The organism is Rhodococcus sp. MALMAid1271, assembly GCF_049195265.1.
Classification (GTDB): domain Bacteria; phylum Actinomycetota; class Actinomycetes; order Mycobacteriales; family Mycobacteriaceae; genus Rhodococcoides.
In genome coordinates this window covers 26,120-41,650 of the sequence record NZ_JBMIRQ010000109.1, presented here as the reverse complement: position 1 = coordinate 41,650, position 15,531 = coordinate 26,120, and the positions used below count along the sequence as shown (strand labels likewise).

Sequence of the window (15,531 nt, the reverse complement as noted above, 5' to 3'; positions counted from 1 at the left end):
GACGCTGGTTCACCTCGAAAGCTGGGTCACGCGATGACACAACCAACCGATCGGCACACCGCCAAAGTTATCGGAGTCACTATCGCCGCTGCCGTCGGCGGCTTCCTGTTCGGATTCGATTCCTCGGTCGTCAACGGCGCGGTCGATTCCATTCAGGAAAACTTCGCTCTGTCGTCGTTCGTCACCGGTTTCGCGGTGGCCATCGCGCTGCTCGGATGCGCAGTCGGTGCCTGGTTCGCCGGCCGCCTCGCCGACAGTTGGGGCCGAAAGAAGGTCATGCTTCTCGGTTCCGCGCTGTTCACCATCTCGTCGGTGGGGTCCGGATTCGCCTTCAGCGTCCCGGATCTCATGCTGTGGCGTGTCCTGGGCGGGCTGGGCATCGGTATCGCGTCGGTGATCGCGCCCGCGTACATCTCGGAGATCGCACCGGCCCGCTATCGCGGCGGCTTGGCGTCGTTGCAGCAGTTGGCGATCACCATCGGCATCTTCGCAGCGCTGCTCTCCGACGCCGTGCTGCAGAATGCGGCCGGTGGGCCGTCCAACGATCTGTGGTTCGGACTCGAAGCCTGGCGGTGGATGTTCCTCGTCGGTGTCGCACCTGCTCTCGTCTACGGCTTTCTCGCGACTCTCATTCCGGAGTCCCCCAGGTACCTCGTCGGCAAGCACCTCGACGAGGAGGCGGCGCGCATTCTCGCCGACATCAGCGGCGAGGTGAACCCGAACGAGCGGGTCAAGGAAATCCGCCTGACGTTGCGGCGGGAGTCGGCGTCGTCGTTCGGGGATATCCGTGGACCCAAGTTCGGCCTGCAGCCCATCGTCTGGGTCGGCATCACGATGGCGATCCTGCAACAATTCGTCGGAATCAACGCGATCTTCTACTACTCGACGACGCTCTGGAAGTCCGTCGGATTCAGCGAGAACCAGTCGTTCGTGACCTCGGTCATCACCTCTGTCATCAACGTCACGATGACGTTCGTCGCCATCTTGTTCGTCGACCGATTCGGGCGACGAAATCTACTGATGATCGGCTCGATCGGGATGTTCGTCGGATTGGTACTCGCGGCCGTCTCGTTCACGCAGGCCGTGGGCAGCGGTGATCAATTGGAACTGCCATCACCGTGGGGCCCGGTGGCGCTCGTCGGTGCCAACCTCTTCGTCGTCTTCTTCGCCGCCACCTGGGGCCCGATCATGTGGGTGATGCTCGGAGAAATGTTCCCCAACCGCATGCGTGCCGTCGCTCTCGGTATCAGTACTGCAGCGAACTGGATCGCGAACTTCGCAATCACCCTGGCATTTCCGCCGCTGTCCGACACCATCGGACTGGGATTCATCTACTCGTTCTTCGCGTTCTTCGCGATCCTGTCGTTCTTCTTCGTCAAGTACAAGATCAAGGAAACCAAGGGTATGGAGCTCGAGGACATGGTGATCTGACATGCCGACTTTTGTCGTGGAATACAAGTACTCCGCCGAAACGTCCTCGGGCCGTGATGATCACCGAACCGATCACAGGGCGTGGCTACGGGAACTCGAGCGTCGTAAGATCCTCCGGTCCTCGCGCCCACTGGCGGACCACAGCGGTGCAACCTTGATCGTCGACGGTCCAGACAAGGCGAGTGTGGAACGCATCGTCGCGCACGACCCGTTCGCACTGGCCAACCTCATCGAGCACGTTCGGGTCGAAGAACGAGCCACGTGAGGCGCTGACAGCTCGTTCCAGCGTTATACGAGGACCGGACAACGGTCGGAGGACTCGGGTCAGAGACTCTTGACCCAGTCCGAGACGCGATGCGCCACGTCCTCGCACGTGAGGCCGAGCTCTTGGTGGAGCTGCTCGCGCGATGCGTGATCCAGGAATGCTTGTGGCACACCGAGATCGCGACACGGTGTGTCGACCCCCGCCCCGCGAAGGGCCGCCGACAGGGCCGATCCGATGCCGCCGTGCAGACCACTGTCCTCGATGGTCACGACCAGTCGGTAGTCCTCGGCCAACTTCAGCAACGACTGCGGGACGGGCAGCACCCACCGCGGATCCACGACCGCCACCGAGATGCCGTCGCGGCGAAGCTTGTTCGCTGCCTCGAGAGCCAATGCGCCGAACACACCGATCGCAACGATCAGAACGTCACCCGTCGCATCGGACGGTTCGGTCAGCACATCGACGATGCCGTCCAATCGGCGCACTGCCGACACGGTCTCGGTGACCGCTCCTTTCGGGAACCGCAGCGCGGTCGGACCGTCGGAGGTTGCGATCGCCTCCGCCAACTCCTCCCGCAGTGTCTCGGCGTCGCGCGGTGCCGCCACTTTCATGCCGGGCACGATTCCGAGGAGAGACATGTCCCACATGCCGTTGTGGCTGGCACCGTCGGCCCCGGTGATACCCGCGCGGTCCAGAACCACGGTCACCGGTAGCCCGAGCAACGCCACATCCATGAGCAACTGGTCGAACGCTCGGTTGAGGAAGGTCGAGTAGATGGCCACCACCGGGTGCACGCCGCCGAGTGCAAGACCAGCAGCCGACGTCATCGCATGCTGTTCGGCGATACCGACGTCGAACATCCGGTCGGGGAACCGAACTCCGAACTCCGCCAGCCCGGTGGGCCCGGCCATCGCGGCGGTGATCGCAACGACGTCCTCGTTCCGCTCTCCTTGCTCGATGAGCGCTGCCGAGAACACCGAGGTCCAATCCGGAGCCGACTTCGACCGCGCCAGACCGGTCGCTGGATCTATGACACCGGTGGCGTGCATCTGATCGGCGACATCGTTCTCGGCATGGACGTACCCCATACCCTTCCGCGTCACTGCGTGGACGATGACCGGTCCGCCGTAGGCCTTGGCACGACGCAGCGCGGATTCCATCGCGTGCTGATCGTGGCCGTCGACCGGACCCAGATACTTGATGCCGAGATCGGTGAACATCACCTGCGGGCTGATGGCGTCCTTCACCCCCGCCTTCATGCCGTGCAGCATCGTGTAAGCAGTCGGTCCGATGACCGGAATCTTGCGCACGATCCGGCGCCCGTTGTCCAGGATCTTCTCGTACTCGGGCTGGAGCCGCAGAGCCGCCAGATGATCGGCAAGACCACCGATCGTCGGGGCATACGAGCGACCGTTGTCGTTGACGACGATGACCAAGGAGCGGTCGCGGCCCGCTGCGATGTTGTTGAGTGCCTCCCAACACATTCCGCCGGTGAGCGCCCCGTCGCCGACGACGGCGACGACGTGCCGATCGGTCTCGCCCTTGAGCGCGAACGCTTTGGCCAAGCCGTCTGCGTAGGACAGCGAGGCCGAGGCGTGCGAGGACTCGACCCAGTCGTGTTCGCTCTCGGTTCGTGAGGGGTAGCCCGACAGGCCGCCCTGCTTGCGGAGCGTGTCGAACTGACCTGTGCGCCCGGTGAGCATCTTGTGGACATAGGCCTGGTGGCCGGTGTCGAAGATGACGGGATCTCGCGGAGAATCGAAGATGCGGTGGATCGCCAGGGTCAGTTCCACCACGCCGAGGTTCGGCCCCAGGTGGCCGCCGGTGGCAGAGACCTTCTCGACCAGAAAGGCCCGGATCTCGCGAGCCAGTTCTGCCAGCTCCGCACTACCGAGGTCGCGCAAGTCCTCGGGCGTCTGAATTCGCGCTAGGACACCCAACGAGATCGCTCCCTCCGGCCGGTTCACACATCAAGAACTCGAGTCTACGGAGTCGATGCACCTCCGCTGCTCCGCCCAGCATGGTCTCGGTGACACTACCGCTGAACGGCCGGACAGTTTCGGTCAGCCGCCCCTAACCTCGCGCGTGTCGAATCGGACATCCCACCTACAGTGTCGAACATGAGCAACGTCGTCGATGCCATCCTCTGCCGAGTGCACGAACTGTGCCGAGACGACACCAGCGGACACGTGGCGGACTACATTCCCGAACTCGCTGCGGTCACGCCCGACGGCTTCGGGATCGCGCTGACGACCACCGACGGCTATGTCTACGAAGTCGGCGACACCAGGGTTCCCTTCACGATCCAGTCCATCTCCAAACCGTTCACCTATGCACTGGCTCTGGCCGATCGAGGACTCGACGTGGTCGCAGGCAAGATCGACATCGAGCCCTCCGGTGAGCCGTTCAACGAAATCAGCCTCGACCCCGTCACCGAGCGGCCGCGCAACCCGATGATCAACGCCGGCGCGATCACGGCGGCCTCACTCGTGGCCGGCCGCGATGCCCGGGATCGATTCGAGCGGATTCGCGCCTCGTACTCGCGATACGCAGGCAGGTCGCTGACCTTCAACGATGCCGTCTACACCTCCGAGGCGCGTACCGGCCACCGCAACCGTGCCATCGGATACATGCTGCGTTCGTTCGACATCATCGACCACGATCCCGATGCCGCCGTCGATCTGTACTTTCGTCAATGCTCGATAGACGTCACTGCAGCAGACCTGGCCATGATGGCAGCCACCATGGCCAACAACGGGGTCAACCCACGCACCCGAGAACGCGCGCTGGCACCGGCCCTCGTCGAACGGGTGCTCTCGGTGATGACGACGTGCGGAATGTACGACGGCGCAGGCGACTGGGTCGCCCGGGTGGGGATGCCCGCCAAGAGCGGAGTCGGCGGCGGGATTCTCGCGGTACTGCCCGGCCAGATGGGTATCGCCGTGTACTCACCGCGGCTCGATTCCCATGGCAACAGCGTGCGGGGAGTCGCGGCCTGCCGGGAGCTCTCGACTCGCCTCGAACTGCACTTCCTGCACGTCACTCGGGCCGCGAAATCCTCGATTCGTCGCCGCTACGTCGTCACCGAAGCCCCCTCGCGCAAACGGCGTTCGGATGTGGAGCAGGCCACGTTGGCCGCGGTGGGAGACCGCGGCCGCGTCTACGAGCTGCACGGTGACCTGTTGTTCTCGGGCGCAGAGACGGCAGTGCGTGAGATCGGGAACCTGGATCGTGAATTGGACGCCCTCGTCATCGATGTCCGCGGCGTCGACGAGGTCGGTACCATCGCCCGCACCATGTTCGAGGACCTACGTCGCGAGCTCGCCGAACACGGCTGTGTGATGAGTGTGGTGGACCCTCGGGCGATTCTGGGGCTCACCACGTCGAGTCTCGACCCGGCCGATCCGGCGGGCCGGGTCTATTCGAGCCTGGGATCGGCCGTCGAATGGGCCGAGAACCTTCTGCTCGATCGCCATTGCACCGGAGTGCGCCAACCTGCCGCCATCACCGCCGCCGAGCATCCGCTGCTCGCGGGGCTCTCGGCCGCCCAGTATCAGGCCGTCACTGCGTACCTCGAGCCGCGGCACTACGCGCGCGGCGAGGTCATCGTGCACAAAGGCGACGCGGCCGCAGGCCTGTTCCTGGTGCTGCGCGGAGAGGTGACGTCGCGTGCCGTCGCGGCCGACGGCGGTAGGCACCGCATCACGACTCTCTCGCCCGGAATGAGCTTCGGCGAGATGCCGCTGCTGATGGCGGTGCCCTTTCTGCTCGACATGGTGGCAGATACCCCGGTCGACCTCGTCGTGGTGTCGGTGCCGCACTTCGAGGCGCTGACCGCGGACGCGCCCGGAGTCAAGCTGGCTCTGTTGGAGAATCTCGCCACCGGCGCGTACGGCCAGATGACAGCGGTGATAAAAGCGCTCGGGCGGTTCGACATCGGACTCTGATCCCGAATGTCGAACCGCCCGCGTGTCGAACCGCCCGAGGCGAGCGTGACCTGCTCAGGCGTTCAGCGTCAGCATCGTGAGCACCTGGGTGGGCTGCGGTGATCCACCGGCGGGCTCGAGTGAGAACGCGAAATTGGTCGCGGCACCGAGGCCATCGACCACTGTGCCGGATTTCGAGGTGATCTCCTCGTCCGTCATCACACCAGCCGATCGCGGCGTACCGTCCACGAACCACATCTGGTACGCGCGTCCCGGCGGCGGTTGCGGTACACCGTCGAGAGTCACCACGACGGCGTCCCGAGACAGTGAGTAGGACACGGTGGCCGTGCCGCCTCCGGGGAAATCTGCCGTGGCCTGGCGTGCGTCGGGAGCGGCCACGATCTGCTCCACCTGAGATGGCTGCGCGTCGTTGCCCATCGTCTGGGTGACGACCACCACGCCGCCGACTGCAACGATCACTGCGGCGGCAGCGGACATCATCGAGTATCGCCACGTCTTCGAGCGCTCGCGCCGATGTCGGTGCAACGGAGTGACATTGGACGGAGTTTCCCGAACCGTCGGCTCCCGGACCGTGGGATCTTGGCCGCTGGCCGCGACTCGATCGAGAACCACCCGGCGAAGTCGGTCGGGTGCAGGGGTCGCGTCGATCGCGGCCACCAACGCCAGGGTCTCGTGGATCTCGCTCACGAGGACGTCGAACTGCGCGCGGGCCGTGTCGTCGACCCGTTGCCGCTCGGTCTCGATATCGCGTCGCTCGGAATCGGTAATGGCGTGAAGGGCGTAGACCTCCGCGTCGTCGAACAGGCGTTGCCGTGATGATTCGTTCATTGCGAGGTCACCCCCAGGCATGTCTTCAATTTGATCAGTCCGTCTCGTATACGCGATTTGATGGTCGGAACCGCGACCCCGAGCCGCTCCGCAACCTCGCGGTAGGTGTAACCGCTGTAGTAAGCCATTCGTACCGACTCGCTCTGCGTATCGGTCAATGTTTCGAGACAGGCCACCACTGCCTCCGATTCGAGCCTCTGGGTGACGGTCTCGAGCACCTCGTCGTGTTCTGACGCATGGCTCACGGCACCGTACGCGGCCTCACGGTCGGTACCGGACTGCTCGCTCCGAACGCGATCCACGGCACGACGATGCGCCAGGGTCATGATCCACGCGAGTGGACTGCCCTGATTCGGATCGTAATTGGGTGCCGAACGCCACAGTTGGAGAAATACCTCCTGAGCGGTTTCCTCGCTGTATCCAGGGTCACGGAGCACCCTGAGCACCATCCCGTAGACCCGAGCGGACGTGGCGTCGTACAGCTCCGCGAACGCCACCCGATCGCCCTGTGCAACCAGGGCCATCAACGGGCGCAGCCGGTCCGCTTCGTCGGCTCGCAAGTTCTTGAGCTGCGGGCTGGGGACGGCGCACACCGCATCCGCTGCCACCGAGTCTTCTGCGGCGTCGGACGTGTGGTCACGGCCTGTGTCCGAGGATCGGGACGCGTCGGAAAACGGCGCGCTCATCGAAAGGTCGTCCCAACAGACGGGTTCATGATCGAGTTCATCGAACACGACACTAGTGGTCATAGCGCTCTCATATCGAAACCTCCGCGTTTTCCCGCCGCAGTACATATTCGGAACAATCCGGCGAACGGATGGTCGACAGACACGAAATCATTTGCACCGACTCGAACCACGGGTCATTCTTGGCGGAGAATCGGACAAATCGTGGATCAGCGGGCGAACTGCTCGCGGGAGGAATCGGCAGAGATGACGGCGATCGAAACACACGGTCTGATCAAGAGATTCGGAACGAACACAGCAGTCGACGGCGTCGATCTGTCCATTCCCTCGGGCGGGGTGTACGGAGTACTCGGACCGAACGGCGCAGGCAAGACCACCACCATCCGAATGCTGGCCACGCTCCTGCCCATCGACGGCGGTACTGCGCGCGTGCTGGGACACGACGTCGCGACCGAGGCCGAGGCGGTGCGGCAGAAGGTCGCTCTGACAGGCCAGTTCGCCTCACTGGACGAGGATCTGACCGGTACGGAGAATCTGGTCCTGCTCGCTCGTCTGCTCGGGTACTCGCGGCCTGCAGCCCGGTCGCGGGCCGAGCAGCTGCTGACCGCGTTCGATATCGCCGATGCCGGATCTCGGCAGGTCAAGACCTACTCGGGCGGAATGCGTCGACGCATCGATATCGCGGCCAGCATCATCGTCACCCCCGAGCTGATCTTTCTGGACGAACCGACCACCGGACTGGATCCGCGCAGCCGCAACCACGTCTGGGAAATCGTCCGGGCGCTGGTGGCCGGCGGGACGACGGTGTTGCTGACCACTCAATATCTCGACGAGGCAGATCAGCTGGCCGGGCGCGTCGCGGTCATCGACCGCGGCAAGGTGATAGCCGAAGGTACGACGGGCGAGCTGAAGGCATCGGTGGGATCCAATTCGCTCCATCTGCGAGTACTCGATGTCACGCAGCGACCTGCCGCTGCCGGGATCCTGCGAGAACTACTCGGCGGCAGCGTGATCGAGGATCAAGACCCCTCGGCCATCACAGCGCGATTGGACAACCCGGCACAGGCGACCCCCGTGCTCCCCGCGCTCGACGCGGCGGGAATTTCCATCGCATCCTTCGCGCTCGGGCAACCGAGCCTGGACGAGGTTTTCCTTGCCCTCACCGGCCACGAGGCTGGATCGGGAGTGGATACCGAACGAACGCCCGATCCATCCGGATCCGATCGAGAGGTTGCATCATGACCGCCGACACCCATCAGCCGATGCCGCAGAAATCGATCATCGTCGACGTGCTCGACGCTGCAGGCCCGCGTCCCGCGCGGCCGTCCTCGCTGTCGACGTCGTTGAGCTTCGGGTGGCGGGCGCTGCTCAAGATCAAGCACGTGCCCGAGCAGCTGTTCGATGTGACGGCTTTCCCGATCATGTTCACACTGCTGTTCACGTACTTGTTCGGCGGCGCGCTCGCCGGGTCCACCAACGCCTACATCCAGTTCTTGCTTCCCGGCATCCTGGTTCAGACCGTGGTGATGATCACGATGTACACCGGCGTGACGATGAACAAGGACATCGAGAAAGGCGTCTTCGACCGATTCAGATCGCTGCCCATCTGGCGCCCGTCACCGTTGGTGGGAGCCTTGCTCGGCGACGTGGTCCGTTACACGCTCGCCTCGGTCATCGTGCTGATCCTGGGCTTGATACTCGAGTTCAGACCGCAGGGCGGGTTCGTCGGAGTCCTGGCCTCGATCGGTCTGCTCCTGGTGTTCTCGTTCTGCCTGTCCTGGGTCTGGACCATGATCGCGATGATCGTGCGCACGGAGGCCGCCGTGATGGGTATGTCGATGTTCATCCTGTTTCCGCTGACGTTCGCGAGCAACATCTTCGTCGATCCGGCCACCATGCCGGGCTGGCTGCGTGCGTTCGTCGATGTCAATCCGGTCAGCTTCTTGGTGACCACGCTGCGCGGCCTGATGGACGGAGACGTCGACACCGGCCAACTGGCCATGACGCTGGTGCTCAGCGCCGTCCTACTCGCGGTGTTCGGACCGATCACGATGCGCCTGTACAACCGAAAGTCCTAGCGCGAAACCACCAGCCCGAGACCGAGCTCCCGGGCCGATCACGGCATCGCTCGTGCTCGATGCCTGCGTACCGCGTCCCGGTTGGAGCAGACCGTCCCGCAGTACCGCTGTCTGCCCGTCCGGGAGGTGTCTGCAAAGGCGAGATCGCAGTCGGTGGCCGCGCAGCGACCGAGGCGGGACATCCCGCGCCCCGTCAGATGCAAGGCTGTGCCGACGCTCACCAGGGCCCGAATGACGCCGCCGAGCTCGATATTGGGGTCGCGGTAGTGCATGTGCCATCCGTCACCGGCGTGGTCGGTCAACCTCGGGTAGGCCGAGGCCTGGGCGAGGAGAGCGTTGAGCGCCTCGGCTCGCTCGTGATCGGTGTCGGCGTCCACCACGCCGGCCCAGTCACGCAGGAACGCCATGGTGTCCACCAGATCGGCCTCGGTTGCCGTCCAGTCCGGCACGAGACCGGCATCGACGCAGCGGTTTCCCAGTTCGGCCGCTGAGGCGGGTGGACTGTTGAGCAGGTCGATGCCCAGTTTCACCGCATATTCCCCGTAAGGGTTGATGTGCATAAGACCATTACATCACAGTGGGAGAATGCACACAGAGCACACCACACACACCTGGACCACCCACTCCACCCACGACACGAGCGAGGGCCTCGTCGGATACCAAGGGTGCCGATGTGGTGCCCAACGCATCGTCACCGTGCCCACCGAGGCCTTCGCCGCAGTCGCCGAAGTGGCTCACCCCGCATGACCGGGCGACGCAGTTCGACGGCCGCACTACCTCCGGACGAAGCGGCCGATGCACTCGACGTGACTGGTCAGCGGAAAGGCGTCGAACGCGCGGATGTCGGTCAGCTCGTAGCCCGCAGCCCGGTACAGGCTCACATCTCGCGCGAACGACGCCGGATCACAGCCGACGTGCACCACCGAACGGGGGCGCCGGACGGCGAGGGCGTCGATCACGCCCCGTCCAGCCCCCGCACGAGGAGGATCGAGCACCGCAACCGACACCGGCTGCGCCAACGCCTCCAACGAACGCTCGACGCGTCCCGGCACGAACGAGACCTGCGGCAGATCCACGAGAGCCGAACGACCGTCCTCGGCCGCCCGTCGAGAGAATTCGACGCTGGAGACGTGCCCGTCCGATCCGACCCCGGCGGCGAGCGCCGCCGCGAACACCCCGACGCCGCCGTAGAGATCCCACGCACCCTCCCCCGGGGAGGCGTCCGCCCATTCCGTCACCACGTCGGTGTACATCTGAGCCGCACCGCGATGGGCTTGCCAGAAACCGGTGGCGTCGAGGGTCCAGGATCTGTTCGAGACGTACTCCGTCACCCGACCCGAGCCGATCACGGCCTTTTCCGGTCGGGTCCGTGACGACGCAGCCCGACGAGCGGATGCCCCGCGTCGACCGGGAGACCGACGGCCGGTATCGGAGACCTGTGCCGGAGCGATCTCCACGACATGCCGCTCGCCCGAGCCGTCAACCACGACCTGCAGTTCCGAGCCCGCTCGCCATCGCGTGTCCGACAGGCCTTCGTAGGCAAGCGAATCCATTTGGGGACACCCGAGCTCGGCCAGGATCGAGCTACTTCGATAACGGTGGAAACCAGGTCGGCCGCCGGCGTCCACAACGAGTCGCACCCGAGTTCGCCAGCCTCGTCCGTCACCGGTTCCGGGCAGTTCCTCCACCAGAACCTCACGCTCGATTCCAGCGACCCGGCGCAGTTGTTCGGCGACCACGGCGGCCTTCATGGCTCGGCCGGCCTCGAGGCTCGCGTGGGAGTAATCACAGCAACCGGACCCACCCGGACCGGAGATGGGACACACCGCCTCGACCCGATCCTTCGACGGCGTCAGGATCTCCACGGCATCGGCCCGACAGAACGACTTACCGCGATCCTCGGTGACCTTGGCCAACACACGCTCCCCGGGCAGACCGTGCCGCACGAACATCACCCGGCCGTCGTGACGAGCCACACAGAACCCGCCGTGCCCCGGGGCTCCGAGCTCCACTTCGACCAGAAGCCCGGACCAACTCTCGCTCACTTGCCCACCGGTGGTTCGTAGCCTCGACGCGACGCTCCCGGCGCGTTGCCGAGTACCTCTTTGCGCGCCTTCTCGGCGGAATGCAGCTGCCACGGCACGCTGGTGACCATCACACCCGGCTGGAACAGCAACCGAGACTTCAGACGCAGCGCGCTCTGATTGTGCAGAACCTGCTCCCACCAGTGCCCCACGACGTACTCCGGGATGAACACGGTGACCACGTCACGTGGGGAGTCGCGTCGGACCCGCTTGACGTAGTCCAGCACCGGCTTGGTGATCTCACGGTACGGGGACTCGACGACCTTCAGCGGTACCGAGACATCGCTCGCTTCCCATTGCCGCACCAGCTCACGCGTATCGGCCTCGTCCACGTTGACCGTCACCGCTTCCAACGTGTCCGGCCTCGTCGCACGGGCATACGCCAATGCGCGCAACGTCGGCATGTGCAACTTCGACACCAACACGATCGAGTGGGTGCGGCTGGGCAGCACGCCGTCCCACTCCTCGTCCTCCAGCTCGCTCGCCACCGTGTCGTAGTGCTTCCGGATCAAGCGCATCAAGCCGAAGATCAAGACCATCGCGACGATCGCGATCCAGGCACCGGCGGCGAACTTGGTGATCAGCACGATCACCAACACCGTTCCGGTCATGACGAGGCCCACACTGTTGACCACGCGCGATCGCATCATTCGCCGACGCGATTCGCGGTCGGTCTCGGCGGCGAGCAGCCGCGTCCAGTGCCGAACCATGCCCGTCTGGCTCAGCGTGAACGAGACGAACACCCCGACGATGTAGAGCTGGATGAGCTTGGTCACCTCGGCACCGAAGACGACCACGAACGTGATGGCAGCACCGGACAGGAAGAGAATCCCGTTGCTGAACGCCAGTCGATCGCCGCGGGTGTGCAGTTGGCGGGGCAGATACCGGTCTTGCGCGAGGACCGAACCCAACACGGGGAACCCGTTGAAGGCCGTGTTGGCCGCCAGTACGAGGATCAGCGCGGTGACGGTGGTGATGAAGAAGAACCCGGCCGGGAAGCCATCGAAGACAGTCTCGGCCAACTGGGCGATCAACGTCTTCTGCACGTACCCGTCCGGTGCACCGACCAGCTGCGACGCGGGATCCATGGCGTACTTGATGCCCACCGTCTGAGCGAGCACGATGATGCCCATCAGCAGGCTTGTCCCGATCAATCCCAGTAGCAGCAGGGTCGTTGCGGCGTTGCGAGACTTCGGCTTCTCGAAGGCCGGGACGCCGTTGCTGATCGCTTCGACACCCGTCAGCGCCGCACAACCCGAGGAGAACGCTCGGGCGATCAGGAACGCGAAGGCAATGCCGTACAGATGTGAATCCTCGGCCTTCAGATCGAACGCCGCAGACTCGGCCTGCACGTCCTCACCCAAGATGTAGACCCGGAACAATCCCCAGCCGATCATCAGCACCATGCCGAACATGAACGCGTACGTGGGGATGGCGAAAGCCGCACCGGATTCTCGGATGCCGCGCAGGTTCATCGAGGTGATCAGCACGATCGCCACGACTGCAAACAGCACCTTGTGTTCGGCCACCAACGGAACTGCCGACCCGATGTTCGACGCGGCCGCGGAAATCGACACCGCGACCGTCAGTACGTAATCGACCAACAGGGCGCTGCCGACGGTCAGCCCCGCCGTCGGGCCGAGGTTGGTCGTCGCGACTTCGTAGTCGCCGCCACCCGACGGGTAGGCATGCACGTTCTGCCGGTAACTGGCGACGACGACGGCCATGACCACTGCTACGGCGAGTCCGATCCACGGCGTGAACGCGACTCCGGAGATTCCCGCCACCGACAGCACGAGGAAGATCTCTTCGGGGGCGTACGCGACCGAGGACATCGCGTCGGAGGCGAAGACCGGAAGCGCGATCCGCTTGGGCAACAGCGTATGGCCCAGCTTGTCGCTGCGGAAAGGCCTACCCAGCACCAGCCGCTTGGCGGCAGTCGAAAGCTTGGACACGGGGAGAAGCGTAGGCCGTCGCCGGCCGGGCGTCTCGGGCGAGCGTCGGAAACACCGCCAGAAGACACCCTGGCTCGATTCGCCGACGAAGGCCGGATACGTTGGTGCACGCTTACACGGTGGCAGTGACGACCATCGAGATCGAGATCGAGTTCGGGACGGAGCTGGGGCGTTGTACGTAGTTGTAATGGGATGTGGCCGCGTGGGCGCATCGCTGGCGGGTGCGCTCCAACGGATCGGCCACGAGGTGGCCATCATCGATCGCGACGAGGCGGCGTTCCTGCGACTCGATCCGGATTTCACCGGCCCCAGGGTCGTCGGCATGGGATTCGACCGAGATGTTCTGGTGGAAGCCGGAATCGACAAGGCGGAGGCCTTTGCGGCGGTGTCCTCCGGGGACAACTCCAACATCATCGCCGCCCGCGTGGCGCGCGAGACGTTCGGCGTCGAGAAGGTCGTCGCACGAATCTACGATGCCAAGCGCGCCGCAGTGTACGAGCGGCTCGGCATCCCCACCGTGGCAACGGTTCCGTGGGCCACTGACAGATTTCTGCACAACCTGCTGCGCGACGACCCGACCACGAAATGGCGGGACCCCTCGGGCAGCGTGGCGGTGGTCCTGTTGGACTGCCACGACGGGTGGATCGGCAAGAAGTTGTCGGTCCTCGAAGATGCCACCCGATCGCGAGCGGCGTTCGTCATCCGATTCGGTTCGGGACTGCTGCCGGACAAGCGAACGGTGATCCAGGCGGGAGACGAGATCTACGTCGCTGCCGTGTCGGGAACCGTGGCCGAAGCATTGGCGCTGGCCGGCAATCCACCGCCCGCGGACCACTGATGACACCAGCACCAACCCAGCCCCACTACACCGATCCGAACGGGATGCCATGAAAGTCGCCATCGCCGGTGCCGGCGCAGTCGGCAGATCCATCGCTCGCGAGTTGATCCGCAGCGGGCACGACGTGATGCTCCTCGAACGCAAGCTCGATCACATCGATCAGGCCGCCATCGCGGAAGCACAATGGGTGCTGGCCGACGCCTGCGAACTGAGCCTGCTCGAGACCGCCGAGCTCCAGAATTACGACGTGGTGATCGCCGCCACCGGCGACGACAAGGCCAACCTGGTGCTCAGCCTGCTGGCCAAGACCGAGTTCGGCGTCGATCGAGTGGTGGCACGAGTCAACGATCCACGAAACGAGTGGCTGTTCGACGCCGCATGGGGCGTCGATGTTGCCGTGTCGACGCCGCGCATGCTCGCGTCGCTGGTCGAAGAAGCCGTCTCCGTCGGCGATCTCGTGCACCTGATGACATTCCGCAAGGGTCAGGCGAACCTCGTCGAGATCACCCTTCCGGAGAACACTCCGTTGGCGGGAAAGCCGGTCAGGAAGCTTCGATTGCCCAGGGATGCGGCGTTGGTCACCATTCTGCGCGGTGGCCGAGTGATCGTTCCACAGAACGACGATCCGCTCGAGGGCGGCGACGAACTGCTGTTCGTCGCCGCGAAAGAGGTAGAGAACGAACTACGTGCTGCGGTCGGTCTGATCTGACGGCAGCGTCCCGTCGGCCCGGTCCGCACCCGAGGCGATCTCGAGGGCGCGGTCGGCCTGACGCACGGACCACAGCGTGACCAGCAACGCCACTCCGGTCAGCGGCCACCCCATGCCGATGCGAGCGACGGCGAGCCAGCCGGTCTGATCCGAGTCGTAGAGCTGCGACTGCACGAGATACCGGGCACCGAACACTGCAGCCCAGGCGATCGTGGCCAGGTCGTAGTAGCGCACCGCGGAGCGATCGTGCCGCCACGCCGTCCCCTTGCCGTTGAGGTAACCCCAGATCACTCCCACCAGCGGCCACCGCGCCAGGACCGACACCACGAATGCCCCGCCGTACACCAGTGAGGTGTAGATGCCGAACAGGAAATAGCCCTTGGCATCTCCGGTGCGGTATGCGATGAATGCACAGATGCCCACGCCGAAGAATCCCGAGATCGCCGGCTGAATGGGGCTGCGCTGAACCAGACGCCACACCAGCACCGCGGCTGCGACGCCCAGGGCCGCCCACAATGCAACGCCGAGGCCGAAGTAACTGTTCGCCGGGACGAAGACGATCACCGGCAACGTGGAGTACAGGAGCCCACGCACTCCGCCGAGCTGCTCGAGAACGGTGGGAGCCACCTTCTCGACATTGTCAGGCGTCGGCCCGTCGTCCGTGGGTTCCGGCGTACTCGGGGTCTTGGGGTGTGGCACGCCGTTGTCAC

Annotated in this window: 15 protein-coding genes; 8 read left to right on the top strand and 7 right to left on the bottom strand. The window is 64.7% G+C overall.

All coding sequences use genetic code 11. The features are described 5' to 3' along the window. The first annotated feature begins 33 nt into the window (after positions 1-33). Both ACOQFP_RS20125 and ACOQFP_RS20120 read left to right on the top strand, forming a co-directional pair. Positions 34-1,431 (top strand): sugar porter family MFS transporter, encoded by a 1,398-nt coding sequence (locus ACOQFP_RS20125; RefSeq protein WP_206488341.1) that lies wholly within the window; start codon positions 34-36, stop codon positions 1,429-1,431. A 1-nt stretch (position 1,432) separates the two neighbouring features. Then, positions 1,433-1,696 carry a YciI family protein gene (locus tag ACOQFP_RS20120; protein ID WP_421585329.1) on the top strand — a complete coding sequence of 88 codons (264 nt, stop codon included), beginning with the start codon at positions 1,433-1,435 and terminating at the stop codon, positions 1,694-1,696. A gap of 59 nt (positions 1,697-1,755) precedes the next feature. On the opposite strand, the gene dxs is transcribed toward ACOQFP_RS20120, so the two are convergent. Beyond that, on the bottom strand, positions 1,756-3,636 hold the full coding sequence (dxs, locus tag ACOQFP_RS20115) for a 1-deoxy-D-xylulose-5-phosphate synthase (RefSeq protein ID WP_421585328.1): 1,881 nt from the start codon (positions 3,634-3,636) through the stop codon (positions 1,756-1,758). Positions 3,637-3,816: 180 nt separating this feature from the next. Between dxs and glsA the strand changes: the two genes are divergently transcribed. After that, on the top strand, positions 3,817-5,643 hold the full coding sequence (gene glsA, locus ACOQFP_RS20110) for a glutaminase A (protein WP_421585327.1): 1,827 nt from the start codon (positions 3,817-3,819) through the stop codon (positions 5,641-5,643). Between the two features lie 54 nt (positions 5,644-5,697). Here the strand turns inward: glsA and ACOQFP_RS20105 are convergent, their stop codons facing one another. Together ACOQFP_RS20105 and ACOQFP_RS20100 are read right to left on the bottom strand one after the other, a co-directional pair. Beyond that, the gene (locus ACOQFP_RS20105) at positions 5,698-6,471 is read right to left on the bottom strand and encodes an anti-sigma factor (protein ID WP_206488333.1); all 774 of its coding nucleotides are present in this window, start codon (positions 6,469-6,471) and stop codon (positions 5,698-5,700) included. After that, a complete protein-coding gene (locus ACOQFP_RS20100; protein WP_421585326.1) occupies positions 6,468-7,220 on the bottom strand; it encodes a sigma-70 family RNA polymerase sigma factor in 753 nt (250 codons plus the stop codon). The genes ACOQFP_RS20105 and ACOQFP_RS20100 overlap by 4 nt, the downstream gene beginning before the upstream one ends. Before the next feature lie 183 nt (positions 7,221-7,403). Here ACOQFP_RS20100 and ACOQFP_RS20095 point away from each other — a divergent pair, with 183 nt between their 5' ends. Then, positions 7,404-8,399 carry an ATP-binding cassette domain-containing protein gene (locus tag ACOQFP_RS20095; RefSeq protein ID WP_421585325.1) on the top strand — a complete coding sequence of 332 codons (996 nt, stop codon included), beginning with the start codon at positions 7,404-7,406 and terminating at the stop codon, positions 8,397-8,399. Then, positions 8,396-9,235 (top strand): ABC transporter permease, encoded by an 840-nt coding sequence (locus ACOQFP_RS20090; RefSeq protein ID WP_421585324.1) that lies wholly within the window; start codon positions 8,396-8,398, stop codon positions 9,233-9,235. Before ACOQFP_RS20095 ends, ACOQFP_RS20090 begins: the two co-directional genes overlap by 4 nt. A 38-nt stretch (positions 9,236-9,273) precedes the next feature. Here ACOQFP_RS20090 and ACOQFP_RS20085 read toward each other — a convergent pair whose 3' ends face one another. Beyond that, complete coding sequence (locus ACOQFP_RS20085; RefSeq protein ID WP_341243871.1) at positions 9,274-9,795, bottom strand: CGNR zinc finger domain-containing protein; 522 nt, start codon at positions 9,793-9,795, stop codon at positions 9,274-9,276. A 25-nt stretch (positions 9,796-9,820) separates the two neighbouring features. Between ACOQFP_RS20085 and ACOQFP_RS20080 the strand changes: the two genes are divergently transcribed. Continuing rightward, complete coding sequence (locus ACOQFP_RS20080; RefSeq protein WP_206488324.1) at positions 9,821-9,982, top strand: hypothetical protein; 162 nt, start codon at positions 9,821-9,823, stop codon at positions 9,980-9,982. A 26-nt stretch (positions 9,983-10,008) separates the two neighbouring features. On the opposite strand, the gene ACOQFP_RS20075 is transcribed toward ACOQFP_RS20080, so the two are convergent. Both ACOQFP_RS20075 and ACOQFP_RS20070 read right to left on the bottom strand, forming a co-directional pair. Then, positions 10,009-11,280 (bottom strand): class I SAM-dependent RNA methyltransferase, encoded by a 1,272-nt coding sequence (locus ACOQFP_RS20075; protein WP_421585323.1) that lies wholly within the window; start codon positions 11,278-11,280, stop codon positions 10,009-10,011. After that, positions 11,277-13,274: an APC family permease gene (locus tag ACOQFP_RS20070; RefSeq protein ID WP_206488322.1), complete on the bottom strand. Its 1,998-nt coding sequence runs from the start codon at positions 13,272-13,274 to the stop codon at positions 11,277-11,279. Before ACOQFP_RS20070 ends, ACOQFP_RS20075 begins: the two co-directional genes overlap by 4 nt. Positions 13,275-13,446: 172 nt before the next feature. Here ACOQFP_RS20070 and ACOQFP_RS20065 point away from each other — a divergent pair, with 172 nt between their 5' ends. Both ACOQFP_RS20065 and ACOQFP_RS20060 read left to right on the top strand, forming a co-directional pair. Then, the gene (locus ACOQFP_RS20065) at positions 13,447-14,112 is read left to right on the top strand and encodes a potassium channel family protein (RefSeq protein WP_421585322.1); all 666 of its coding nucleotides are present in this window, start codon (positions 13,447-13,449) and stop codon (positions 14,110-14,112) included. Positions 14,113-14,161: 49 nt separating this feature from the next. Further along, positions 14,162-14,821 carry a potassium channel family protein gene (locus ACOQFP_RS20060; RefSeq protein ID WP_421585321.1) on the top strand — a complete coding sequence of 220 codons (660 nt, stop codon included), beginning with the start codon at positions 14,162-14,164 and terminating at the stop codon, positions 14,819-14,821. On the opposite strand, the gene ACOQFP_RS20055 is transcribed toward ACOQFP_RS20060, so the two are convergent. Further along, entirely contained in the window at positions 14,795-15,448 is a 654-nt protein-coding gene (locus ACOQFP_RS20055; RefSeq protein WP_421585381.1) for a DUF3159 domain-containing protein, read from the bottom strand. The two genes, ACOQFP_RS20060 and ACOQFP_RS20055, sit on opposite strands and share 27 nt — an antisense overlap. Positions 15,449-15,531: the final 83 nt, after the last annotated feature.